Source organism: Shewanella sp. 3_MG-2023, from assembly GCF_030548765.1.
GTDB lineage: Bacteria > Pseudomonadota > Gammaproteobacteria > Enterobacterales > Shewanellaceae > Shewanella.
On record NZ_JAUOSH010000008.1, the window covers coordinates 33,391 to 60,341 of the forward strand.

A 26,951-nucleotide genomic window follows, 5' to 3' on the forward strand; every position below is an offset into this window, starting at 1 on the left:
AGTAATAATCAGTTATCGCATAAATCCAGCACTTGCCAACAATTCCATTGTGACACCACTTTCAGTGGCTGGCTTTTGTTCTACTTTCATTAAGCGTTCGAGATAACGTGCAATAAGGTCAACTTCGATGTTGACGCTATGACCCGCTTGTAAAGCTAATAAGGTGGTTTCAGCTGCAGTGTGCGGCACTATGGTTAATCTGAATCTGTGCTGATCAACTTCATTTACCGTTAAGCTAACGCCATCAATGGTGATCGAACCTTTATGAGCAATATAACGAGATAACTCAGCGGGAGCTGCCAGCCAAAACTCAATGGCTTGGCCACGCACAAGGCGCTGCTCCACTGTGGCAATACCATCCACATGACCGCTAACCATATGGCCGCCTAATCGGGTCGTTGGGGTCACCGCTTTTTCAAGGTTTACTTTTTGACCGACGTTATATTTAGCAAATCCGGTTAAGGCAACGGTTTCAGCAGAAATATCTGCAACATAACCATCTGCTAAACATTGCACTACGGTTAAACACACCCCATTAGTGGCAATACTGTCACCCAGTTTTACATCGGTTAAGTCGAGCTTGCCACTGGCTACAGTCAAACGAATATCATCGCCTTTACGCTCAACTTTTCTTAATGTACCTAGTGCTTCAATAATCCCAGTAAACATATTTACTCACTTGTTATCTTTTGGGCCACGCTTAGCATCGACCGATAGACAAAATTGCATTAGTTAATTCGCTGGCGAATTAAGCTTTAAAATCAGTCGTTGGTCTGTACCAATTCTGCGACAATCCGTTAATTGTACATCAGGAATCTGATCCATAGTTTGATAGTCGTCTAATTGCATCAAATTGCGTCCATGACTGCCTAATATTTTCATTGCTTGGTACAAATAAAGTGTATCAGCTAATTTACTTTGAATAACACTACCAGCAACGCTGGCACCAGCCTCGACTAATACTGAGTTACAATGCTGGCCTAAGTGTGTAAATAAAGCATGCAAATCAACTCGTCCATCGTTATTAGCCGCTATTGTGATAAAGCTAACATGGGACTTAAAATCTTGTTTTACTTCTGCTGGATAGTCGACACAAGACACCAGCAAAATCGGCGTTTCAATAGTAAACATTTTATAGTCGGCAGTCAGCCTTGCTTTACTATCAAGCACCACTCTTAAAGGCTGTTGAAGGTCAGACTCAGCAAGGCTGTTTTGTACACTAGCCAATTGCTCGTAGCGCACATTCAAAGAGGGGTCGTCAGCTAAAACAGTTTCAACGCCAGTCACTAGCGCGCAATGACGGGCGCGCAGCTTTTGCACATCGGCTCTGGCTTCGGGGCCGGTTATCCACTTTGATACCCCATTCGATAGCGCGGTTTTACCATCCAAACTGGCTGCCAGCTTAATGGTGATTTCAGGTAATCCCGTAGTCATGCGTTTCATAAAGCCGATATTAAGTTGGCTTGCCGCAGCTGTTAGCAAACCCACATCAACTTTAATACCTGCCGCTTCAAGCATGCTAACGCCATTACCCGCCACTTGCGGATTCGCATCCATTTGCGCAATCACCACTCGCTTCACTTTGGCTGCAATTAATGCCTTAGCACATGGCGGGGTTTTGCCATAATGACTGCAGGGTTCAAGGGTGACATAGGCTGTAGCTTGAGGGAGTAGCTGTTGTAATTGTCGATTTTCGACATCTTTTAAGGCGTGAATTTCGGCGTGGGGGCCACCCGCTTTAATATGATAGCCTTGACCAATGATCTCGCCATTGGCGACAATCACACAACCCACATTAGGATTTGGACGTGTGGTATAACGGCCTTTTTCAGCTAATGAAATAGCAAGGCTCATCATTTCAATATCACATTTTGACCACTGAGACATAAAGACCTTCTAGAAACTAAAAAGCAGTCATTAAAATTCAGAACTGCTAAATAAGGTTAATCATTGGCAAGAATGCAAAGTGCCAATACCAACAAATGTAAGACTGCAATTAATTAAAGACGGCAATAAAAATAAGCTAGATTATTTTTGCAGCTTGGCGATGGCTTCACCGAATTGTGAGACATCTTCAAAGGCGCGATAAACTGAAGCAAAACGGATATAGGCAACTTTATCTAGGATCATCAATTGATCCATCATCAAATTACCAATCATGGCCGAATCAATTTCACGCTCACCTGTTGCTCTAAGAGTGGACTTAATCTTACTTAACGCTTGCTCAATTTGATCGATTGAAACTGGGCGTTTTTCAACAGCCCGAAGCATGCCGCCACGCAGCTTATCTTCATCAAATGGTTGGCGAGTGCCATCTTGCTTGATCACCCGCGGCATGACTAATTCGGCGCCTTCAAAAGTGGTGAAGCGTTCATGACACTCAGTACATTCCCGGCGACGGCGCACTTGATGGCCTTCAGCCACGAGTCTTGAATCAATAACTTTCGTATCTGTCGCGCTACAAAATGGGCAATGCATATCCGCTCCTGAAATAAAAAACAAAATGGCCGTAAGCACTGAGTACTTACGACCATTGAAGTTTATCCTATTTACTTTACAAGGTTAACCTTATCGAAAAGATTATCCGCGTTAGTTAAATAGATCATTGTTTATGTTAATCAATCTCGGTTGACATTAACCGTAAACTGGGAACTTAGCGCATAATTCAAGCACTTGGTTTTTAACGCGCTCAATAGTAGCTTCGTTAGTGATGTCATCTAACACATCACACATCCAGTTAGTTAACTCTACCGATTCAGTTTCAGTGAAACCGCGGCGGGTAATAGCAGGAGAGCCAATACGTAAACCAGACGTCACAAACGGTGAACGTGGATCATTTGGTACTGAGTTTTTGTTAACTGTGATATTTGCATGACCTAGCGCAGCATCTGCGTCTTTACCAGTGATATCCTTGTTGATTAAATCAAGTAAGAATAAGTGGTTATCGGTGCCACCAGAAACAACATCATAGCCACGTTCAATGAAGGTTTTCGCCATCACTTTAGCGTTAGCAACCACTTGCTCTTGGTAAGTGGTAAATTCAGGGTCTAATGCTTCTTTAAATGCTACTGCTTTAGCCGCGATAACGTGCATTAATGGGCCACCTTGGCCACCTGGGAATACTGCAGAGTTTAGTTTTTTATAGATAGCTTCATCGTTAATGGCAGATAAAATCAAACCACCACGAGGGCCCGCTAGGGTTTTATGGGTAGTGGTTGTCACAACGTGTGCGTGTGGTAGCGGATTCGGGTAGATACCCGCAGCCACAAGACCGGCAACGTGCGCCATATCGACAAATAAGTAAGCACCTACTTTATCAGCGATTTCGCGGAATTTGCCCCAATCTATGATCCCAGAGTAAGCAGAAAAACCAGCAATGATCATTTTGGGTTTATGCTCAACGGCTAAACGCTCAACTTCTGCGTAGTCAATTTTACCTGTTACTTCATCAATGCCGTACTGTACCGCATTGTATAACTTGCCTGAAAAGCTAACGTGAGAACCATGAGTTAAGTGACCGCCGTGAGCAAGGCTCATACCTAAAACAGTATCACCGCCTTCTAAAAGCGCCATGAAAACTGCTGAGTTTGCTTGAGAACCAGAGTGAGGCTGAACGTTTGCGTATGTCGCGCCAAATAATTCTTTAGCACGAGAAATAGCTAATTCTTCAGCAATATCCACATGTTCACAACCACCGTAGTAACGCTTACCTGGGTAACCTTCAGCATACTTATTTGTTAGCTGTGAGCCTTGCGCTTCAAGTACACGAGGGCTGGTATAGTTTTCTGATGCGATTAATTCAATGTGCTCTTCTTGGCGACGAGTCTCATCTTCAATTGCTGCAAATAGTTGTGGATCATAATCTGCGATATTCATAGCTTTTTTCAGCATTACTCACTCCAGCTGTTAATTCTTATAGTAGGGTTGCGCGGTATGATACAGCGCAATTGATCACAATCCCAGCATTTGAAACATGAAATTAGTTGCAATTCGTCATGAACTGCACTTGTGTTAGTTGTATTTTCTTGTATGGAGTTGTTCGGCAATTGTATTTCATAGAAAAATCCAAATTAACGCTTAGTTTCATAACCTTGTGACAATTTTAAGAAAACTCTTTTCTAAAAAATGAATCAACAAAAATAACAACGCGAACAGTGAAAATAGTCACGAATATCACTTTTTAACCCGCAAAATGCGGATTCAATGAAATAATCTTGAGTTAGCAACAAATTAATTAGACTGTCACGGCTCAATAAGCACTCCGCTTAATATTTCACAAAATCATCTTTATTAGCTGACAGAAACCCTGCTTAGTGACCACTAAAGCAACATAAGTCTCCTTCAAAAAAACCGTAAACAGCTAACGGCAAAAAGATCGGTTTTAAGTTGTTGCTCGATTCGAGTAGAATTAGTGCTATTCCTAGTTCGATCCCCCAGTCAAAGAGATATAAAAATGGCTCAGTTTGTATACAGCATGCTTAGAGTGGGCAAAATTGTTCCACCTAAAAAACAAATCCTTAAAGATATTTCCCTTAGTTTTTTCCCTGGCGCCAAGATTGGTGTACTGGGTTTAAACGGCTCAGGTAAATCAACGCTACTTCGTATCATGGCCGGTTTAGATACCGAAATCGAAGGTGAAGCTCGCCCGATGCAAGATTTAAAAATCGGCTACCTACCGCAAGAACCAAAGCTGGATGAATCGCAAACCGTACGTGAAGCGATCGAAGAAGCAGTCAGTGAAGCTAAAAATGCACTAACCCGTCTTGATGAAGTGTATGCACTTTACGCAGAACCTGATGCAGACTTTGATGCGCTTGCAAAAGAGCAAGGTCAACTTGAAGCCATTATTCAATCTCAAGATGCCCATAACCTTGATATGGTATTAGAGCGCGCCGCTAATGCACTGCGCTTGCCGGATTGGGATGAAAAAATCGCAGTGCTTTCTGGTGGTGAACGTCGCCGTGTGGCCATTTGTCGTTTGTTACTTGAAAAACCTGACATGTTGCTCCTTGATGAACCTACCAACCACTTGGATGCTGAATCAGTAGCTTGGCTTGAGCGCTTCTTACAAGATTACACTGGCACCGTTGTAGCGATTACCCATGATAGATATTTCTTGGATAATGCCGCAGGTTGGATTTTAGAGCTAGACCGCGGTGAAGGTATACCGTGGGAAGGCAACTATTCATCATGGCTTGAGCAAAAAGATGCCCGCCTGCAACAAGAGTCTGCCACTGAAAGCGCCCGCCAAAAAACCATTCAAAAAGAATTAGAATGGGTACGTCAAGGTGCTAAAGGTCGTCAATCTAAAGGCAAAGCCCGTATGGCTCGCTTTGAAGAATTGAACACCAATGACTACCAAAAGCGTAATGAAACAAATGAGTTATTCATCCCGCCGGGGCCTCGTTTAGGCGACAAGGTTATTGAGGTTAATAACCTAACAAAATCTTATGGCGACCGTGTATTAATTGATAACCTCACCTTCGCTGTGCCAAAAGGCGCGATTGTTGGTATCATCGGCGCTAACGGTGCAGGTAAGTCAACCTTATTTAAGATGATTTCAGGTGCAGAGCAACCGGATAGCGGCAGCATTGAAGTCGGCGAATCAGTGCAAATAGCCTCAGTTGAACAGTTCCGCGATTCAATGAATGATAAGAACACAGTTTGGCAAGAGATTTCAGACGGTCAAGATATCATGCGGATCAACAATACTGAGATCCCGAGTCGTGCATACGTAGGCCGCTTTAATTTCCGTGGTGGCGATCAGCAAAAAATCATTGGCACTCTTTCAGGTGGTGAGCGTAACCGGGTTCATTTAGCCAAACTACTGCAAGCTGGCGGCAACGTGTTATTACTCGATGAACCAACCAATGACTTGGATGTTGAAACGCTGCGAGCACTAGAGGAAGCTTTATTAGAGTTCCCAGGTTGTGCCATGGTTATTTCCCATGACCGTTGGTTCCTAGACAGAATCGCTACCCATATTCTTGATTACCGTGATGAAGGCCAAGTGAACTTCTATGAAGGTAACTACAGTGAATATACCACTTGGCTGAAAGAAAACTTAGGTGCAGAAGCCATTGAGCCGCACCGCTTGAAATACAAACGCATTGCAAAATAACAATCGCGTCACTGCCGATACCTATCAATGGTGATGCAAGTTAATAAATGCTCCTTATGACGATTTACCCATTTTTAAGTAAATAGTCTAAAGGAGCATTTTTATATCTCATGACTAAAAAATTCACTAAACAGGTTAAAGCTGCAGTTTTGTTGATTAATGTCATAAAAATGACACCATTAATTCATATCCAAAAACAATTTAAATATTAACAACTCGCCAAACCATATTGCAGCGGCGCCGTTATGTTCATGTTTATCCGCCCCTTGCCAAACTCATCATCCATATGGACTATTTTTACTAATTAACAACAGCTTAAAAATCATTTACAACTTATCCCTTAGTGTATAAAAATGGCCTAGATGAATTAATTTTCGTGAGCTGTGGCGATGTTGTAAAAAATACTCAAAAACAACAATCTATTTGTAAAGACATACCAACTTCAGTAATATAAAATTATTGACGGATTGTTTTACTGTTGACCATTTGTTATGGCGCAATTGCTATACACCAAAAAAATTAAGAAAAAACGGAGAAATCAGTGAGATATAGTCGAATAACATTTATGTTTTTATGCTTTTATGCAAGCAGCTCATTTGGTTTAGAAATTATTACCAGCAGTGAAACTAAAGCACTTGAAGAAATTGAGCAAAAATACAACATTGACAGCTTACTTATTTCTGCCAATGACAAGTTATCGACTCATAAGAAAAAAGAATCTGATTATCATGCTCTCAGTGTTGAAATAAAGAGTAAGAAAACTGAGTATGATCACGTTATCTCAAAACTACCGGCTAAAATTTTATCGCGCTCAAACATTAATGCTTATTACCAAGATATCGAAAAACTGGTGCTTAAAATTGACCAGTTAGAAACCAAATATGATATTGACGGCAAATCACTTCGTAGAGAGTACAAGACTATTATGGCCGAGTACGATGCCATTAATACTAAACGTACCGATAAAGATGAGCAGTTAGCCGCCTTAAAAAGTGATATTACCAAACGTCTAATCGCTGATGTATCAAAACCAGATACTGTCCAAACTGTTGATTTAGACGGTTCGACGTTATGTTCTAAATTCCAATCAATAAACGACTGTCTTAAAGATTCTGAAAATTACATTGTCACTAATACCATTAAAACGGATCCATTCTTAAATGATCGTAGCGTGTTGCTTTCATACGATGTTATTGATGCCAGCATGAACATGAGTGGTAATTTAAACTACAAGATCAAGATGGCCTTCAAGCCTTCTTATAACAGTAAAATTGATTCGCTCATTAATGAAAAGCTAGGGTTAAAATCAGCCATGATCACCTTAGTGAGTAATGTCGCTGCTGATTGGTTTATTGATGGGGTAAAAATCGGTACAGGCCGAGAATTATTTCATGAGGTGCCATTAGGGCAACATGGCATTTTGGCATCATACCAGTCTCAAGATAAATCGAGTGTTGAGTTCATTCAAGGAAACGGCGTTTTTAACTATAACTTCAATAATATGTCTCGACAAAATGACCTAGTCAGCTTGCCAAACAAAGACAGTAAAAAACAAGTTATAAAAATGAAGCCTAAACAGGTTAATACCAATAACCAAGCGAACGCCACCTCCAAAAAAAGCTTAACCGATAAAGGTTATGAATACTTTATGGGTATTGAACCCGCTAATAGTGAGCATGAAAAAAACTTCGACTAATAGCCCTATAAGCTGCGAGTAAAAAAAGCCATTTAGGTATTACCTAAGTGGCTTTTTTATTTAAGTGCATTTAGCTTAATGAGCTATTTTAATGAGAAGAATAACTAAGCCGCAGGTTGTTAATATCATAAGCTAGCAAATTGTCACAGTAACAATGTCGAACACCAAAAGTCACCAACAACATAAGCCAAGCTAATGTTATCTATTCATTACAAAATGATCAGCTAATCGCCTATAGTTGCAACGAACTGTTGATAAGCTTGTTATCGGAATGTTCAGTTACACTCTTATCTTCTTTGCTTTACATTCATTTACGCTTATATGGCTAATTATTTATTAATATAGACCGCAATTCAGCAACGAGTCATCGAGTTCTATTATGAAAAAATTACTTCCCCTTATTGTCATTTGCAGCTTAGTTGCTGCCGCAGTCATCTATAGTGATTTTTCACAAGCCAATAAAGCTACGCCGTCTCAAAAAGGCCCTGCCCAAAAATCTATTCCGGTTGTTACAGGGCTTGTAGAGCAACATGAATTATCTCAATCACTGTCTTTGATTGGTAAACTCGACGCTGAACAATCAGTGTATATCTCTTCGCAAGTGGCTGGGCAAATCGGTCAAATTAATATTCAGTCCAATCAAGATATTCAAGCTGGGCAAATCATTGTTCAATTAGACGACGCCAAAGCCAAAGCGGCAACAGCAGAAGCCGCGGCTTACCTTGCTGATGAAAAAAGAAAGCTCAAAGAGTTCCAAAAATTAGTTAAAAGTAATGCCATTACCCAAACTGAAATCGATGCCCAACAAGCCAGTGTAGATATAGCTCAGGCGCGTTTAGCCGCTGCCCAAGCAGAACTTGATTACCATTCATTAAATGCGCCTTTTTCTGGCACCGCTGGCTTAGTTGATTTCAGTGTAGGTAAAATGATTGCTGTCGGCACCGAGTTACTGGCATTTGACGACCTTTCTAGTATGAGACTCGACCTGCAAGTGCCTGAGCATTATTTATCTATGTTATCCATTGGTATGCCTGTAGCGGCACAAAGTAAAGCCTGGCCTGAACAAGTCTTTAGCGGCGAGATTACCGCCATTGATTCCCGCATTAATCAAGACACCTTAAATTTACGAGTTAGAGTGCAGTTTGATAACTCCAATAGTCAACTCAAGCCGGGAATGATGATGGCGGCGACACTTAACTTTCCTGCGATTGCTGAGCCAGTCATTCCTGTACAGGCTATTGAATACTCAGGTACTAAACGCTTTGTCTATTTGATTGGAAAGAACAACATTGCTAAACGTACTGAAGTCATTCTTGGTGCCCGTATTGATAATGAAGTGTTGATCTCAAATGGCCTTAAAATTGGCGACAATGTGGTGGTTCAGGGACTTGTCAATATGCGTGATGGTGTCAGTGTCGATATTTTACAAACCAACTCAACCACTGAGAAAATCGCTAAAGAAGATGACAGCGCAATGCTAACCACTGAATTGGAGAAAAGTTAATGTGGCTTTCTGACGTTTCGGTAAAACGCCCTGTTGTCGCCATCGTACTGAGCCTGCTTTTAGGGGTATTTGGACTGGTATCACTGTCTAAGCTTTCAATCAGAGAAATGCCTGATGTAGAAAGCCCTGTGGTAACTGTAATGACCACCTATGATGGCGCCTCGGCAACCATTATGGAAAGCCAGATCACCACCACCATTGAAGATGAATTAACCGGTATCAGTGGTGTTGATGAAATTACCTCAGTAACCCGCAATGGCATGTCGCGCATTACTGTAACCTTCTTATTAGGCTGGAATTTAACCGAAGGGGTAAGCGATGTTCGTGATGCTGTCGCGCGCGCGCAAAGACGCTTACCTGATGAAGCTAATGATCCTGTGGTCTCTAAAGACAATGGCTCTGGCGAGCCGGCAATCTATGTCAATTTAAGCTCATCGACGATGGATAGGACCCAGTTAACTGATTACTCCCAACGGGTGCTAGAGGACAGATTTAACTTAATTTCCGGAGTGAGTTCTATTTCAATCACTGGTGGATTATATAAAGTCATGTACGTTCAGTTAAAGCCTGAACTTATGGCCGGGCGTAACGTGTCAGCCAATGATATCGTCTCTGCTTTAAATACTGAAAATGTTGAAACCCCAGGTGGTGAGGTCCGTAATGACACCACTGTTATGACTGTGAGAACGGCCAGACTTTATAATAATCCAGATGATTTTGATTATTTGGTTGTACGTACTGCAGAAGATGGCAGTCCTATTTATCTAAAAGACGTCGCTGATGTATTTATCGGTGCAGAGAATGAAAACTCAACCTTTAAAAGTAATGGTGTTCCTAACCTTAGTTTAGGCATTATTGCCCAATCAGATGCTAACCCTTTGGATGTCGCTAAATTGGTTCATCAAGAGGTTGATAACATTCAACAGTTTCTTCCTGATGGCACAGCCCTCGCGGTAGATTATGACTCTACCGTGTTTATATCTCGTTCTATTGATGAGGTGTATAACACTATTATTATCACTGCTATTTTAGTGATACTGGTGCTATACATTTTTATTGGCCAAGTGAGAGCCACATTGATCCCTGCGGTGACGGTTCCGGTATCATTAATTTCTGCTTTTATTGCGGCCAATAGCTTTGGCTTTTCAATCAACTTGTTAACCTTAATGGCACTGATCCTCGCCATTGGTTTAGTGGTCGATGACGCAATTGTAGTAGTAGAAAATATTTTTCATCACCTCGAAAAAGGTGAGCCACCGATACTTGCCGCGTACAAAGGTGCCCGTGAGGTTGGTTTTGCTGTAATGGCAACCACAGCGGTACTGGTCATGGTATTTTTACCTATCTCCTTTATGGAGGGCATGGTGGGGCTGCTATTTACTGAATTCTCAGTCATGTTGGCTGTATCAGTGCTGTTTTCATCACTCATTGCCCTAACCTTAACCCCAGTACTTGGTAGTAAATTACTTAAGGCTAACGTCAAACCTAATCGATTTAATCTGTGGGTTGATGACCTTTTTGAGCGCCTAGAGCAGCAATACCGTAAGCTGGTTTCAAAAGCGGTGAAATACCGCTATATCGCGCCTATTATCATTATTGCTTGTGTGATTGGTAGTGGCTGGTTACTCAACCAAGTACCAGCACAGCTAGCACCACAAGAAGATCGCGGTGTAATGTTTGCTTTTGTTAAAGGCGCTGAAGGCACCAGCTATAACCGCATGGCGGCCAACATGGATATTGTCGAGCAGCGACTACTGCCCATGTTAGGCGATGGTGTTATTAAGTCATTTAGTATTCAAGCGCCTGCTTTTGGTGGCCGCGCAGGCGACCAGACCGGCTTTGTGATTATCCAATTAGAAGAGTGGCAAGACCGTGATATTAATGCCCAGCAATCTTTAGGCATTATCGCTAAAGCACTTGATGGCATTGCTGACGTTATGGTTCGGCCAATGTTGCCTGGCTTTAGAGGCCAATCCAGTGAGCCGGTACAATTTGTGTTAGGTGGTTCTAATTATCAGGAGCTATTTAAATGGGCACAGGCACTGCAACTTGAAGCGGATCATAGCCCACTTCTAGAAGGCGCTGATCTTGATTATGCAGAAACCACCCCCGAATTACTGGTGAGTGTTGATAGGCAACGCGCTGCAGAGCTGGGCGTCAGTGTCTCAGAAGTAGCCGACACCTTAGAAATTATGCTGGGCGGCAAAAGTGAAACCACCTTCATCGAACGCGGTGAAGAATACGATGTTTACTTACGTGGTGATGAAAATAGTTTTAATAGCGTGGCTGATTTGAGTCAGATATATATGCGCACTAAAACCGGTGAACTTATCACCCTTGATACCATTACCAAGATTGATGAAGTGGCTTCAGCGCAAAAACTAAGCCATTTAAATAAACAAAAATCGATAACCTTAAAGGCGAATTTAGGCGCGGGTTATACACTCGGTGAAGCATTAGATTTTCTGGACCAAAAAGCCATTGAGATGCTCCCCAGTGATATAAATGTGTCCTATACCGGTGAGTCGAAGGATTTTAAAGAAAACCAGAGCAGCGTATTTATCGTATTTGGTTTAGCGCTATTGGTTGCCTATTTAGTTCTGGCGGCGCAGTTCGAGAGTTTCATCAACCCATTAGTGGTGATGTTTACCGTACCAATGGGGATCTTTGGCGGCTTCTTAGGGCTTTATTTAACCGGTCAGGGGTTAAATATTTATAGCCAGATAGGCATGATAATGCTCATTGGTATGGTGACTAAGAATGGTATTTTGATTGTTGAGTTTGCCAACCAGCTGCGAGATAAAGGCCTTGAAATAGAGCAAGCCATTATCGACGCCTCAGCTCGTCGTTTAAGACCGATTTTAATGACTGCTTTTACCACTCTAATCGGCGCAATTCCACTCATTATGTCAACAGGTGCAGGCTCGGAAAGTCGAATAGCTGTGGGTACAGTAGTGTTCTTTGGGATGGCATTTGCTACTCTAGTGACCTTATTAGTTATTCCTGCCATGTATCGACTCATTTCAGGGGCAACGCATTCACCCGGGTATGTTGAACAACAACTCAATGATGCTATTGAGGCGCAAAAACAACGACCTTAACTTAATGACTTTAATACAGGTGTAAAAATGGAAAAAGTGGCTATTTTTGTTGATGTACAAAACATTTATTACACCTGTAAACAAGCTTTTGGGCGCTCATTCAATTACCGCGCTTTATATAAATTACTGAGTCAGCAATATCACATTGAACATGCTATTGCTTATGCCATTGCCCCTGCAGACGACGGTCAGAGAAAGTTTCAAGATGCATTAAAACACATAGGTTTTGAAGTCAAACTCAAACCTTATATTCAGCGCAGTGATGGCAGCGCCAAAGGCGACTGGGATGTAGGAATTACCATAGATATTCTTGATATTGCCGAGCATGTCGATAAGGTAATTTTATTGTCTGGCGATGGTGACTTTGATTTATTGCTTGCCAAAGTAGCACAAAAATATGGCTGTAATACCCAAGTGATCAGCGTTGCGCCTTTAACAGCAAAGTCACTGCTTGATGTCACTGGCAGCCATATCGCGATTAACCATGACTTGCTACTTTAACTGTCACATTTTTCATCACTCTTCGGCTTCGTGTAAACAAATATATACACATATATAAGCTGGCTAGTATGTTTTAAAATACCAATATAAACAACTAACTAGGCTTTCCTATATGGTCACAGTGCTCACTTCCCATATTGTGCTGTTTATCCGCATTACATCACTTCTAAATTTATGTAGAATTACTAGCGAACTTCATTAATAAAAAATAATAATAATTGAGGCTAGTCGATGTTTGGAGCGTTAAAGCAGTTTGTATTGTTAATCACTTGCGCCTGCGTCACTGTTTTTTTTACGCCTCAAAGCTATGGCGAACAATTTCGATTAGAAACCCTGACCATCAGTGACGGTCTACCTTCTTCGAGTATTACTACCCTTTATCAACAAAAAAATGGCTTTATCTGGTTTGGTACCGATGCGGGTGCCAGTCGCTATGATGGGGTTAACTTCACCAATTTCCAATTTTCATTAAATGATAAACACCATATATCAAACAATTACGTCACTAAAATCCACGAGGATACAAATGGTGATATATGGATAGCAACCGAAGATGGTCTAAATCAGTTAACCACAGATAATCAGATTATTATTCATGATATGAAATCATCAAGTAATGGCTTAGGTTCCAGTTGGATAATAGATATATTTGAAGATGATAATAACGATCTATGGTTTGGCACCGGCTCTGGTGTCAGTCACTATAATATAGACACTCAAACCTTTACCCCCTACTTCCTCTATGAAGTTGAAACGGATAAAGCATATGATACCTCTATCGCAGGCTTTTTTTACGATAGTAACCATAACATTTGGGTAACCTCAGACTTTGGCTTGGCCAAGGTAAATCGGCTGAAGCAGAAACTGGAATTAGTCAATTTTAACGATAAGCGCACCCAAGAGATCTTTGACGGAAGCTTATCGACCGTGTTTCAGGCTGAAGATGGCCTTGTGTGGATTGGCACTTATCAAACAGGCTTAATCAAGTTTAACCCTGAAACACTGGCTACTGAGGTATTTCAACATCAAGGGGATAATCCCTCCTCCCAGCAACTCGCTTCAAATCAAATTTTTTACATTACCGCAGAAGATAACAATACCCTGTGGATTGCGCACGATCATGGTGCCACAAGATTACAACTCGATACCATGACCTTCAGCCATATCAAACATCAAGATTATAATGATAATTCACTTGCTGATGATTACGTTGCAAGCATCTTAATCGATTATTCAAACGGTATTTGGTTCGGCACTGGCAATGGTGTATCGCGCTACTCAAGCTTTAAACAAGGCTCTCGATTATATCGCCCTCACCCTTTTAAACCCGAGTTATCAGGTAATTTCGTTTATTGGTTTGATACCGATAAACAAAATAATATATGGATAGCCACTGATAAAGGTATCGATAAGATTAACGCTGGCACAGAAACAATTACCATAGCGCCAATAACAGATGCTGTGATCAATGAACCCTATAGCACCATTGTTGATGAACAAAACAATTTATGGATAGCGGGTGCCAATGGCTTATCACAGTATAATATTGATAATGATACTTTAAGACATTTTAGTAATAGCTCTGACAACCCCCATGGATTCCCCAGTAATGAGTTTTACCTCGCCATACCTGACAACAAAGGCAATGTTTGGATAAGCGGTTATTTAGACGTGGGTTTAATACTGTTCAATCCTGATAAAGGCATTTTAAAGCGCTATTTCGAGCACTACGATAATGCATATCGCTCTGGAGGTAACTTTGCCTTTGATAAGAAAATCATTCATAACGGCGAATTATGGATGGCCACAACCAATGCTATTTTCCGAATTAACCCTGAAACTGATGAAGTGAAACACTTGCCTCTAGGCAGTGAGGTTGAAAATATTCGCACCGTCACAATTTACCAAGATGAAGATAATATTATTTGGGTTGCCACTCAAGGGTTAGGGCTGGCTAAAATTGAGATTGGCGAGAAATGGAGTGATGAATTAAACATCCAGTACTTCACCAAAGAGCATGGGTTTACCAGCAATACCCTCAAGGGCGTGGTGGGTGATGGTAAAGGAAATTTATGGATCACCTCGCAAGCTAAATTTGCGCACATGGATACAAAAACCAATAAAATCACCCAATACCCCAGTGCCATCACTCAAAAAGACAGTTCATTTTCAGATGGTGCAATAGCAATAAGAAACCACGAGTTACTTATTGGCACTAATCATGGTGCCTTTAAAATTGACACCCAGCAGCTAACAAGAAATGACTTTCAGCCTCAAGTGCATATTACTTCGGCACTTGTTGCTAACCAAGAATATATTGGCCCTAATAGTAATAATCAGCTCGCTAAGTTAAGCCTAGATTATCAAAAAAATATGGTCCAGTTTACCTTTGCCTCATTAGACTTCAGTGCCCCCACTAAAAACCAGTATCGCTATATGCTGCAAGGGTTTGATAAAGAGTGGACCTATGTCGGTAACACCAACACTGCCACATATACTAACCTCAGTGCCGGTGAATATAACTTCATCGTACAAGGGAGTAATAGCGACGGCCTATGGAGCCCTCATCAAGCCATATTTGCTTTTAAAATAAACCAAGCTTGGTGGCATTACGCCATTATTAGCTTGCTGATAATATGTGCCTTATTACTGTTTTTATACCTATTAACTCGCCATCAAAAAATTACTGAACTTAGAAAAAGAGCGAACTTTGATGCGTTAACGGGGTTATCGAATCGCTTCCAATTTAATAGCAAACTTGAAGCGTCCATTAGCATTAAAAATACTCACGCAGCCATTGTTTTTATCGACCTTGATTATTTCAAAGAAGTGAATGACACCATGGGCCATGACATTGGTGATGAGCTTATTATTCAGGTCAGTCAGCGTTTAAAAGCCAATATAAAAAGGGATGACTTATTAGCTCGATTAGGTGGCGATGAATTTGCCATTATCATTCGAAACCCTGGTGAGTTGGCTCAATTAGTGACTATTGTTGAACGGATAAGAGCAACCATTAATTGCGGTTACCAGGTACAACAGCATTGGATCAGTACTTCAGCGAGTATTGGGGTCGCCTGTTACCCTGAAGATGGCCAAGATGCTAAGACCTTGCTAAAGCACGCCGACACGGCAATGTATGCCGCCAAGCATGCAGGCCGTAATAGTGCATACTTTTTTAATGAGGCGCTCTCCATCGCCCTGCAAGAAAAAATCACTATCAAACAGCAACTGCAACTGGCATTAGAGAATGGTGAATTTGAGTTATTTTATCAACCGAAAGTCTGTTTAGTCAGCGGTGAGATCAGCTCCTTTGAAGCATTACTGCGTTGGTTTCACCCTAAAGAAGGCATGATCCCGCCTAATCGCTTTATTCCAGAAGCTGAAAGTAACGGTCAAATTATTGAGATCGGCTACTGGGTATTAAGACAAGCCTGCATAACCGGCAATCAATGGCATCAGCAAGGGCTATTAAGTGGCAATATTTCAGTCAATATTTCGCCAGTGCAACTATCACAGCCGGATATTTGCCAGCAAATTGAAGCGATTTTAGTTGAAACAGGTTTTCCTGCCGAGAAACTGGAGCTCGAGATTACCGAATCATTATTAATTGAAAACGTGGAAGTCGCTGAAAAAGTACTTAACCAGCTGCATCAACTGCATATCAGGATTAGTTTAGATGACTTTGGCAAAGGCTATTCTTCATTGAATTACCTGACCCATTTCCCGCTTGATACCTTAAAGATTGATAAAGGCTTTATCGATAACTTTATCGATAACAAAGCGGCTGGTAATGTACTTAAAAACATTATTAATCTCGGTAAGGACTTGAATATGCAAATTGTTGCCGAAGGTATTGAAACCGAGCTGCAATTATTAAAGTTAATTCAGTATCAATGTCATGTAGGCCAAGGTTATATCTTCAGCCCAGCGGTCAACGCGCAAAGCGCTTACCAAATGCTTACTGGGGAAACACAATTACTGCCATTGTCTATGCAACAAAAGGTCAGCTAAAAATTAAGCATCAGTTTGACTGTGATGCTTAAAGCTACTCACAATGCAATATCGTTGCAGGTCTGAGCAGTATGTAACTGAGGTATATCAACAGCAAGAGTCTGTTTAAAGTGGTTTAAATAGGTGACAATAAGCATCCGTTTTACCTTAATAACCAAATCAGCCTAACTGAGTAGCGAATGAGCACAAAAACAATAGCATATAGCCCAATATTTCACTTTCCGGTGCAAATCTATTATGAAGACACCGACTTTTCTGGGGTTGTGTATCATCCTAACTTTTTAAAGTATTTCGAAAGAGCCAGAGAGCATGTTATTGGGGCCGATGTACTAAATAGCTTATGGCAGCTACAACAATTGGGATTTGCAGTGTATCGCACCGATATGCTTTGTCATGATGGGGTTGAGTTTGCAGATATTGTTGATGTTCGCACTCGATATTATTTTGAAAGTAAATATCGTACTGTGTGGCAACAGGAAATTTGGCGACCTAATGCTAACAAGCCTGCTGTGACAGCGACCATAGAAATGGTTTGTATGAATCAACAACGACAAATGGCGCCGATGCCAGTTGAGCTGATCGCACAGTTACGATCACAATTTGGTCAAGATTAGCTATTTAGCAATAAATTACGTCGCGCTAACCGGATAAGTTAACTGAGCTAAACAATGCTCTAACTCACTAGGCCGAAGGGGTTTACTAAAATAATCCCCTTGGATGGTATTGGCGCCAAATCCAATCAAGGTATCAAATACCGCCTTTGTTTCGACCCCTTCAACCGTGACATTAAACCCTAAGCTACTAGCTAAATCTATGCTGGTTTTGACAATTTTGTTAGCTTGTAAATCACAATTAAAATCGTCCAAAAATGCTTTATCAATCTTTACCTCATCCACTGGAAGATGGCGCAGGTAAGCAAGAGAAGAGTGGCCGGTGCCAAAATCATCAATGGCGATGGAGACGCCGATGTCTCTGAGGGTATTTAGCGTTTCTATGGTGCTGTTCAAATCAATCATCAAGGCGCTTTCAGTAATTTCTATGGTCAAGTTTTGCGCAGGCACTTTATATTGCAGCAACTTACTGCTTATGATGATCGGAAGCTGTTTATTCTCTAAATCTTTGGTGGACAAATTCACTGCCACTTTGATATTTAAACCTTTGTTAATCCACTTAACCTGTTGTTTTAACACTTCATCCAGCGCCCAATGGCTAACTAAATCGATAATGCCAGTATGCTCAGCTAATGGAATAAACTCCGAAGGAGAAATGTCACCAAGACCAGCATGTTTCCAACGAATGAGTGCTTCAACTTGATGACAAGCACCTGAGTTCATGTCCAGCTTTGGTTGATATACCATGTACAATTGATTCTGCTTTAAACCTTTTGGTAAGCTATTGATAATTAATAATTCACGATATTGGGCTTTATCATCATCTTGATTATAAAAAGCAACAGAGCCACTGCTGCGCTTAGCTTTTTTAAGGGCTAAATCCAGCCTTCTTAGCATTAAACTGACATCAGCATGGTGTTTATTTAACTCCAATACACCTAGTTGAACTTTAATACAGATTGGCGTTTGAGCAATTTCAAATGGTCGTTGTAAATGCTGCTTCATATCCTGTAAATCCTGGCTCAATAATGAATTTGGATAAAAAAGCAAAAACTCATTACCATTCATTCGCGATACAAACGCAGGGGGGGTAGTTAAGCCTTTAATCCTCACTGCAAATGCTTGCAATAATTGATCGCCAAAAACAAAGCCAAATAAGTCATTCACAAATCTAAACTGTTGAATATCGACCAAAATCAACATACCTTCGGTCGCTGGCATTTTGGCAAACATTTTGCGTTTAAAGCCCACTCGATTGGACAGTCCTGTTAGTTTGTCACGATCAAGATTAACAGGATTATTTTTGTGTAGTTGATTTAGATTGCGAATAAGGGGTTTAAAAGCCCGAGGGGTATGTTTGAAACTTAACGGTAGTTTATTGCTACTATTGACATCAAGGGTTTGGGTTAACTCATTAATAAAGCGCCCTTGCTGAAAATAGCCACCCAGTACAATACCGAGCAGCAAAACTAAGCCAATAAACACAATGATCATTATTTCAACAGTTAACACAACCGAGTGCCTCTATTATCTTGCTTTATTAGCGTTAGCCTTATTAGCGTTAACTCAATAGCCATCGGGCTTGAATTTATGCTTATTGATAACTCTGTTTTATCGAATGATAAACATCTAAAAACTCATCACTCTCTAAATCTTCAGGGGTAACTGGTAAGCCTCTTGTGGCAAATAATGCTAACCGCTGCTCAAGCTCGGGACCTGCTCTTAACTCACCAGAGTAATAGGCCGCTGAGCGAATAAAGTCTAAATAAGTGACCAGCTCAGAGATGTAATGCAAATCAGCCCAGCGCTCAACCACTTCCATCACTTCAGGGGCAAAGTCCCACGTTTTTAAAATAGCTCGACCTATTGGCCCTTGCATTTTACGTACGAGACCGCGTAATTGTTCAATACTGGTAAAGGTATCAGGCCTTGTTTCAGCTTCTGATAACACAGGTAGCGCGCCAATATTGTGCACTAAGCCAGCCAAGGTCAATGTTTCAGCATCTAACCTTTTACTGGGGTTGCGCTTATTATAAATTGCAAGTAATGCCCCTGCCGCTGCTGTCACTTCAATGGAGGTTTGCCATACTTCATCCATCACCTCCCATACCATTTCATTGGTTGAGATAAAAAGTTGCTCTAACGCCACTGAAGTGACAATGGTTTTAATCTGCACTAAGCCAATTCGATTAACGGCAGCACTGATATTTTCAGCTTTTTTACCACGGCTATACAATGCACTATTTGCCACCTTAATAATGCGCGCCGAAATCGCCGCATCTTGGCCAATAATATCACCCACTTGCTTCAAGCTGCTATTAGGGTTTGATACCACCTCTTGCACTCTCATGGCAACTTCAGGAAGCGTTGGCAGTACCAATGCGTCATCTTTAAGCTTTTTCAGTAAACCCACTAGGAGTTGGTGTTCAGTCGTCATCAATTCAGCCCGTTGTATTATTATTATCGCTTTGTAAGCAATTGTACCAGTTATGTGGCTTATTTGAATAAAGAAAAAGAACGACTATGGGGATTTTATTCCATTAAAGATGATCAAATTTGACTGTAACCGCAATCACAGAGGAAAAATTTGCATTCAGCAGCCATACTTCAGTAAAATGCCGCCCCCGCGCTGTGTGCGAGTTTTCATCAAATTGAGAGTTATTATGTTTAGACCAGAGCTATTGTCTCCAGCTGGAACCCTTAAAAATATGCGCTACGCATTTGCCTACGGTGCAGATGCTGTATATGCCGGTCAGCCTCGTTATAGCCTTCGAGTTCGTAATAATGACTTCAAAATGGAAAACCTCGCCATGGGGATCCAGGAAGCCCATGCGCTCAATAAAAAATTATATGTGGTCAGCAACATTGCGCCCCACAATGCCAAGCTAAAAACCTACATTCGTGATATGGAACCTGTCGTGGCGATGAAACCTGACGCCATAATCATGTCAGATCCAGGCCTTATCATGATGGTGAGAGAAGCCTTTCCCGATCAAGTAGTGCATTTATCAGTACAAGCCAATGCCATTAACTGGGCTTCGGTGAAGTTTTGGCAGCAACAAGGTATTAAACGCGTTATTTTATCTCGAGAATTGTCGTTAGATGAAATTGAAGAAATTCGTCAGCAATGCCCTGATATTGAATTAGAAGTATTTGTCCATGGCGCATTATGTATGGCTTACTCAGGCCGTTGCTTACTCTCTGGTTACATCAATAAGCGCGACCCTAACCAAGGCACTTGCACCAATGCTTGTCGTTGGAAGTACGATGTCCATGAAGCCAAGCAAACTGAAACCGGTGACATTATTGCGGTAAACCCACAAGGGCTTGTTGACCAACATGGTGTGCAGTTAGAGACGCCGCCAACATTGGGCGCAGGTCAGCCATCAAGTGAAGTGGTGTTATTGCAAGAACCAGGACGCCCAGGCGAATATATGCCTGCTTATGAAGATGAGCATGGTACTTATATTATGAACTCAAAAGATTTACGTGCCATTCAACACGTTGAGCGTTTAACCAAAATGGGTGTCGACTCATTAAAAATTGAAGGCCGTACTAAATCTTTTTATTACGTAGCGAGAACCGCACAGTTATATCGTCAAGCCATTGAGGATGCTGTGGCAGGTAAAGATTTTGACCGCACGCTAATGCATAACCTTGAAGGCTTGGCGCATCGTGGTTATACCGAAGGCTTCTTACGTCGTCACGTTCATGACGAATACCAGAACTATGATTACGGCTACTCAATCAGTGATACCCAACAATTTGTTGGTGAATTTACCGGTAAACGCAATGATGCCGGCGCAGCTGAAATTGACGTTAAGAACAAGTTCTCTGTCGGTGACAGTGTTGAATTGATGACCCCGCAAGGCAATATCACCTTAACCATTTCAGAATTAGTTAATCGCAAAGGTGAATCAGTAGAAGCCGGGTTAGGTTCAGGGCACTTTGTATTCTTAGCTGTGCCGGCAGAAGTCGAGCTGGATAAAGCAATTTTAATGCGCAATCTGCCTCAAGGGCAAGATAGCCGCAATCCACATCAAGCGATTGAACCCGTTACCTAGACCTGCTACATAAGTCAGTCTAACCAGGGGATGGTTATCCGTTTTCAGCTGTTGCAGTTATTGCCTTTTAGGCCATAACTGTGACTGTTGAGAAAGTGTTTACCCGCCAATGCAATACAAGCCACCACTTTGACTCAATCTCTACCTTTGACTCAATCTCTACCTTTGACTCAATCTCTACCTTTCACTCAACTTCTATCACCTACTCAACTCTATCACCTACCCAACTCTATCGCCCACTCAACATCTATCACCTACTCAACTTCTATCACCTACTCAACTTCTATCACCTACTCAACTCTATCACCTACCCAACTCTATCGCCCACTCAAGATCCAGCCTACTACATATAAAAACTCATGACCTATCATTTAGTCAGTTATCACCTATCATTTATTTATTATTGGCCAAGGTTGGTCAAAACTTGAAGGGTTAGATCCTTCAAATGTGAGTTCCTCTAATCTATGCTATTAATTAATATCAGTAATAAGTTTTACAGCGGCAAAATTTTATCATTAACGCAATATCAGTAACAAACTCAAAGCGATACGAGCAACCGAAGCTAACAAAGCCGTAACCCTAAGCCCTGAAATATTTATTATTCGCCCCAAAGACACGATTGCGCAACAAAAGTATCAAAGTGTGCTTTACATTATCCAAATTTAGAGCAAAGCTGTTTAAAGTAGCTTTTATGGTGCTTGCCGTTTCACATGTTGCCAGTTTTTACTATTTTTATTGCATGAATAAATGAGGATAAAAAATGAAAGACGATACCAAGCTAAATGATTTAACCACTAACAATGTCGACCAGTCAAAACGTACTACGCTAACTAAGCTTGCGGCGGGGGCTGTTAGTACTGCAGCGCTTCCATTTGCCTCAGTTTTGCAAGCCGCATCAGACAAACTCACTGAGCAGCAAATTAAGCTAATGGCCAATGAAAAGGGCCCATTTGATATTGTTATTGAAAATGGCCGGGTCATTGACCCTGAAACTAAATTAGATGCCATTCGTAACGTCGGCCTTAAAGGCAATCGTATTGCCGCCATTTCAACAGATAAATTACAAGGCAAAAAAGTCATTGATGCCACAGGCTTAGTGGTTGCGCCGGGCTTTATTGATATGCACGCGCATGGTCAACAGCTTCCGGCTGCACGAGCACAAGCATTTGATGGTGTAACCACCGCTCTTGAAATGGAGTCGGGGTTGCTACCTATTGCTAAATTCTATGATGACACAGCCAAAGAGGGCCGCCCTATTAACTACGGCGCCTCTGTTGCATGGACTTATGCTCGTATCACGGCAAAAGAGCCCACAATGCCACCAGCAGACGGTACGATTGTTTGGTTTCAACAAGCATTTTCTAAAAATAACTGGCAAAACACCCTTGCGACAAAAGATGAGCTTAAATCCATTTTAAACTATGTTGAGCAAGGCCTTAAAGAGGGAGGTTTGGGCATTGGTATTAACGCTGGCTATGCACCAGGTTATGGCCATAAAGAGTACTACGAATTAGCAAAGCTAGCTAAACGCTATGAAATGCCTACTTATACCCACGTGCGTTACTTAAATAGCGCAGAGCCTAAATCAAGCTTTGAAGCCTACCAAGAACTGATCAGTTTATCGGCAACCACCGGTGCACACATGCATGTTTGTCACCTTAACAGTACCTCAGTGCAAGATATCGAAGATTGTGCTGATTTAGTTCAAGATGCGGTTGATGCAGGCTTATCGGTGACAACAGAAGCTTATCCTTACGGTGCTGGTTCATCAGTGATCGGCGCAGAAGTTTTCCGCGGTGATGACTGGCTAGAGCGCTGGGGAGTGCCAAGTGCAAGCTACATGGAAGCAAATGGTAAAGCCTTAACACAAGAAAAAGTCACTGAGCTTCAAGCAAATGCGCCAGGTACAGTGGTAGTAATGCACTTTTTAAAACCTGATGAAAGTAAATCCGATCGCCATAAAATGGACCGCTCAGTATTATTTCCAGGCGCAGCCATTGCATCCGATGCAATGCCATGGATGAATCCTAAGGGGCAATTAATCGAAGGTAATGTATGGCCATTACCAAGTGATGCTATTGCTCATCCAAGATCGCTTGCTTGTTTTACTCGCTTTATCAGTAAATACCTCAATGAATACAAAGCAGTTACACTACTCGAAGCGATGGAGCGTACGAGCTTAAATGCGTGTCGAATATTAGAAAACAGTGTTCCTCAAATGAAAAACAAAGGCCGTATTCAAGTGGGTAAAGATGCTGATTTAGTCTTATTTAAACTTGACGAAATCAAAGTGCTAGCGACCTTTGATGCGCCTAATGCACTCTCAGAAGGGATGCATCATGTGATCGTAAATGGTACACCTATTATCGAAAATGGTGAATTGCATTTAGATGTAAATCCTGGCTTAGCAGTTCGTAATCCAGTGGTTGCATAACCATTATGCCTAAAATCATAAAGCTCGGGTAATACCGAGCTTTTTCGTTAAAAAGTAAATCATATAGAGAAACGTCAATGAATAAAAAACCTATTCCAGTGACCATTTTAGCGGGTTTTTTAGGTGCCGGGAAAACCACCCTGTTAAACCATATCCTAACCAATGCCGATGGCATGCGTATGGCCGTTATCGTAAATGACTTTGGTTCAATTAATGTCGATGCAGAGCTAGTAAAATCCCAAAGCGACAATATGATTAGCCTCGAAAATGGCTGTGTGTGTTGCAATCTTGCCGAAGGTTTAGTGGTCTCAGTGATGCGCATACTGGCACTTGAAGAGCGCCCTGATCATATTATTGTTGAAACCTCAGGTATTGCCGAACCTAAAGAAGTGGCATTGCAATTTGAAGATCCTGAACTACAAGCACACGCGCCATTGAACGCGATTATCACCACTATCGATGCTGAGAATATTTTAAGTTTAGAAGGTTCAATGGCCAGCTTGTCAGAGCAACAAATACAAGTCGCCGATATCGTGTTAGTTAATAAAGTTGATTTAGTGGCAACTGAGCAGCTGGAAAAAGTTAAAGCATGGTGCCAAACCCAAGCCCCTTTTGCCAAACTGGTTGAAATGGAGTTTGGAAACGTCGCGCTACCGATTTTATTTGATGTACCTGAGCGGTTAGTAAAACTTAGCCATGAGCATACTTGTCTGCACCAAGGTGCAGACCATGACCACAGCCAATGCAACCATCATGACCATGTAACCCACAGCTTTGATACTTTTAGCTTCGAAACCGACAAGCCGCTGTCTTTGCAAAGCCTCTATCCGCTATTACAGCAGTTTTCAGTCGATGCCTACCGCATGAAAGGTATTTTAAATTTATCTGATCGACCTGATCATCGCTGTATATTTCAATGTACTGGCCAACGCGCCAATGTCACTGTTGGCGAGCCGTGGGAACACGATGAAGCAAGAGCAACCCGTTTAGTCTTTATTGCCCCCAAAGGTGGCATGGACGAAAAAATAATGCGTGAAAAGTTAGCTAGCTTAGTGGTTTAAATATAAAACGACTATGCAGTAAACGGCCCACTAAAGCTGTTAATGACAAGCTGTAAATGCTTGGCTGATAATTAATAGCATGATAATCAAGGATACTGGCGAGAAAGGAGTAAATGATGTCCGAGTTAAATCAAGATGACAAATTAACCGCTGAAGTTGATCAAACCAAGCGCGATACCATGAAAAAACTGGCTATTGGCGCCGCTGCAATAACACTTTCATCGACTGCCACAGCAGAAACTAACAAGGGTCCACAAAAGCCACAGTTAATGCCAAATCAAACAGGCCCGTTTGATGTAGTGATTACTAATGGCCGTGTCATTGATGCCGAAACGGGTTTAGATGCCGTACGCAATGTAGGCATTAAAGACGACAAAATTGCCGCTATATCGACAGAAAAGCTCACAGGTAAAAAAGTCATTGATGCCAGCGGGCTTGTGGTTGCCCCTGGCTTTATCGACCTTCACGCCCATGGACAACAATTACCCGCAGCCAGAGCTCAAGCCTTCGATGGTGTCACCACCGCCCTTGAGTTGGAATCAGGCCTATTACCCATTGGTAAGTATTATGATGACACAGCTAAAGAAGGTCGCCCAATAAACTACGGCGCCTCAGTAGCTTGGACCTATGCCCGCATTATGGCAATTGAAAGTGAAATTTCGCCCGCAGATGGCACCATTACTTGGTTTCAGAATGCCTTTAGTTTAAAAAATTGGCAAAATGATCTCGCCACCGACGCACAGCTAAATACGATATTGTCTGATGTTGAACAAGGCTTAAAAGAAGGTGGTTTAGGGATTGGTATTAATGGCGGTTATGCTCCCGCCTATGGCCATAAAGAGTATTACGGCTTAGCTAAACTGGCCAAAAGTTTTGATGTACCGACCTTCACCCATGTACGTTATGCCAACGGCATGGAGCCCAGATCAAGCTTTGAAGCCTATCAAGAGTTAATCAGTTTAGCCGCCACCACTGGGGCACATATGCATATTTGTCACCTCAACAGTACCTCGGTGCGAGACATTGATGATTGCGCCGACCTAGTGCAAGAAGCTGTTGATTCTGGTTTGCCGATTACCACTGAAGCTTACCCCTATGGCGCAGGCTCAACACCTGTGGGCGCGGCCTTATTTGCTGGCCCAGAATGGATTGACCGCTTTGGCGTTCCCGATGCAAGTTACATGGAAGCCAATGGCGTACCTATGACCCAAACCAAAATCGATGAACTACGAAAAACCAACCCTGGTGAAGTGATCGTTATTCACTTCTTAAAGCCTGACGACAGTAAAGAAGACTTACGCATGATGAAGCGTTCGGTGTTGTTTCCTAACGCCGCTATTGCCTCTGATGCCATGCCGTGGATGGACAGCAAAGGTAAATTGATTGAAGGTGATGTATGGCCATTGCCTAACGATGCTTTTGCTCACCCCCGCTCGGTCGGGTGTTTTGCCCGCTTTGTAAATAAATACGTGGTTGAGTATAAAGAAGTCAACTTAGTCGAGGCAATGAAGCGCACCAGCCTCAATGCGTGTCATATCATCGAAGATGCTGTGCCGCAAATGCGTAACAAAGGCCGTATGCAAGTGGGTAAAGATGCTGACATAGTGGTATTTGATCTCAATAGCTTTAAAGATATGGCCTCATTTACTGAGCCCAATAAGCTTTCAGTGGGTATGCAGCATGTACTAGTCAATGGCCAATCGATTATTGATAAGGGACAATTGCTTATGGATGCTAAGCCTGGCAGAGCAATTCGTCGCGATGTGACAGTCTAATCGATAATCAAAAAACGTCGACAAAACATGACAACGAAAAAGCGCCATTAGGCGCTTTTTTCATGTGTT

The 26,951-nt window shown here is 41.8% G+C and carries 17 protein-coding genes; 11 read left to right on the forward strand and 6 right to left on the reverse strand.

What is annotated here, in order from left to right; all coding sequences use genetic code 11:
* Positions 1 to 12: 12 nt before the first annotated feature.
* The 4 genes from Q4591_RS06325 to glyA form a co-directional block, all read right to left on the reverse strand.
* A complete protein-coding gene (locus Q4591_RS06325; RefSeq protein ID WP_102438052.1) occupies positions 13 to 669 on the reverse strand; it encodes a riboflavin synthase in 657 nt (218 codons plus the stop codon).
* 63 nt (positions 670 to 732) lie between these two features.
* Positions 733 to 1,887, reverse strand: coding sequence for a bifunctional diaminohydroxyphosphoribosylaminopyrimidine deaminase/5-amino-6-(5-phosphoribosylamino)uracil reductase RibD (gene ribD, locus Q4591_RS06330; RefSeq protein ID WP_303446474.1), 1,155 nt, complete (start codon positions 1,885 to 1,887; stop codon positions 733 to 735).
* A 141-nt stretch (positions 1,888 to 2,028) separates the two neighbouring features.
* Positions 2,029 to 2,478: a transcriptional regulator NrdR gene (gene nrdR, locus Q4591_RS06335; RefSeq protein WP_076543024.1), complete on the reverse strand. Its 450-nt coding sequence runs from the start codon at positions 2,476 to 2,478 to the stop codon at positions 2,029 to 2,031.
* Positions 2,479 to 2,634: 156 nt separating this feature from the next.
* A complete protein-coding gene (gene glyA / locus Q4591_RS06340; protein WP_303460006.1) occupies positions 2,635 to 3,891 on the reverse strand; it encodes a serine hydroxymethyltransferase in 1,257 nt (418 codons plus the stop codon).
* Between the two features lie 562 nt (positions 3,892 to 4,453).
* On the opposite strand from glyA, the gene ettA reads away from it, so the two are divergent.
* From ettA to Q4591_RS06375, 7 genes are all read left to right on the forward strand, one after another.
* The gene (ettA, locus tag Q4591_RS06345) at positions 4,454 to 6,121 is read left to right on the forward strand and encodes an energy-dependent translational throttle protein EttA (protein WP_102477180.1); all 1,668 of its coding nucleotides are present in this window, start codon (positions 4,454 to 4,456) and stop codon (positions 6,119 to 6,121) included.
* Between the two features lie 541 nt (positions 6,122 to 6,662).
* Positions 6,663 to 7,817 carry a hypothetical protein gene (locus Q4591_RS06350; protein WP_102520088.1) on the forward strand — a complete coding sequence of 385 codons (1,155 nt, stop codon included), beginning with the start codon at positions 6,663 to 6,665 and terminating at the stop codon, positions 7,815 to 7,817.
* Positions 7,818 to 8,196: 379 nt separating this feature from the next.
* Complete coding sequence (locus Q4591_RS06355) at positions 8,197 to 9,321, forward strand: efflux RND transporter periplasmic adaptor subunit (protein WP_303460011.1); 1,125 nt, start codon at positions 8,197 to 8,199, stop codon at positions 9,319 to 9,321.
* The gene (locus tag Q4591_RS06360) at positions 9,321 to 12,422 is read left to right on the forward strand and encodes a multidrug efflux RND transporter permease subunit (RefSeq protein WP_303460014.1); all 3,102 of its coding nucleotides are present in this window, start codon (positions 9,321 to 9,323) and stop codon (positions 12,420 to 12,422) included. The genes Q4591_RS06355 and Q4591_RS06360 overlap by 1 nt, the downstream gene beginning before the upstream one ends.
* Positions 12,423 to 12,449: 27 nt before the next feature.
* Complete coding sequence (locus tag Q4591_RS06365) at positions 12,450 to 12,923, forward strand: NYN domain-containing protein (protein ID WP_102438036.1); 474 nt, start codon at positions 12,450 to 12,452, stop codon at positions 12,921 to 12,923.
* Positions 12,924 to 13,154: 231 nt separating this feature from the next.
* A complete protein-coding gene (locus Q4591_RS06370) occupies positions 13,155 to 16,937 on the forward strand; it encodes an EAL domain-containing protein (protein ID WP_303460017.1) in 3,783 nt (1,260 codons plus the stop codon).
* Positions 16,938 to 17,116: 179 nt separating this feature from the next.
* Complete coding sequence (locus tag Q4591_RS06375; RefSeq protein ID WP_102438032.1) at positions 17,117 to 17,551, forward strand: thioesterase family protein; 435 nt, start codon at positions 17,117 to 17,119, stop codon at positions 17,549 to 17,551.
* A gap of 15 nt (positions 17,552 to 17,566) precedes the next feature.
* Here Q4591_RS06375 and Q4591_RS06380 read toward each other — a convergent pair whose 3' ends face one another.
* Complete coding sequence (locus tag Q4591_RS06380; protein WP_303412182.1) at positions 17,567 to 19,060, reverse strand: bifunctional diguanylate cyclase/phosphodiesterase; 1,494 nt, start codon at positions 19,058 to 19,060, stop codon at positions 17,567 to 17,569.
* A gap of 82 nt (positions 19,061 to 19,142) precedes the next feature.
* Positions 19,143 to 19,985, reverse strand: coding sequence for an HDOD domain-containing protein (locus Q4591_RS06385; protein ID WP_303460019.1), 843 nt, complete (start codon positions 19,983 to 19,985; stop codon positions 19,143 to 19,145).
* A gap of 226 nt (positions 19,986 to 20,211) precedes the next feature.
* Here Q4591_RS06385 and yegQ point away from each other — a divergent pair, with 226 nt between their 5' ends.
* The 4 genes from yegQ to Q4591_RS06405 all read left to right on the forward strand — a co-directional run bounded on the left by yegQ (position 20,212) and on the right by Q4591_RS06405 (position 26,882).
* Positions 20,212 to 21,612, forward strand: coding sequence for a tRNA 5-hydroxyuridine modification protein YegQ (yegQ, locus tag Q4591_RS06390; protein ID WP_102438026.1), 1,401 nt, complete (start codon positions 20,212 to 20,214; stop codon positions 21,610 to 21,612).
* 760 nt (positions 21,613 to 22,372) lie between these two features.
* Positions 22,373 to 24,046 carry an amidohydrolase family protein gene (locus Q4591_RS06395; RefSeq protein ID WP_303460022.1) on the forward strand — a complete coding sequence of 558 codons (1,674 nt, stop codon included), beginning with the start codon at positions 22,373 to 22,375 and terminating at the stop codon, positions 24,044 to 24,046.
* 77 nt (positions 24,047 to 24,123) lie between these two features.
* Positions 24,124 to 25,107, forward strand: a complete 984-nt coding sequence (locus Q4591_RS06400) for a GTP-binding protein (RefSeq protein ID WP_303460024.1) — start codon at positions 24,124 to 24,126, stop codon at positions 25,105 to 25,107.
* Positions 25,108 to 25,220: 113 nt separating this feature from the next.
* Positions 25,221 to 26,882: an amidohydrolase family protein gene (locus Q4591_RS06405; protein ID WP_198590497.1), complete on the forward strand. Its 1,662-nt coding sequence runs from the start codon at positions 25,221 to 25,223 to the stop codon at positions 26,880 to 26,882.
* The last annotated feature ends 69 nt before the right edge of the window (positions 26,883 to 26,951 follow it).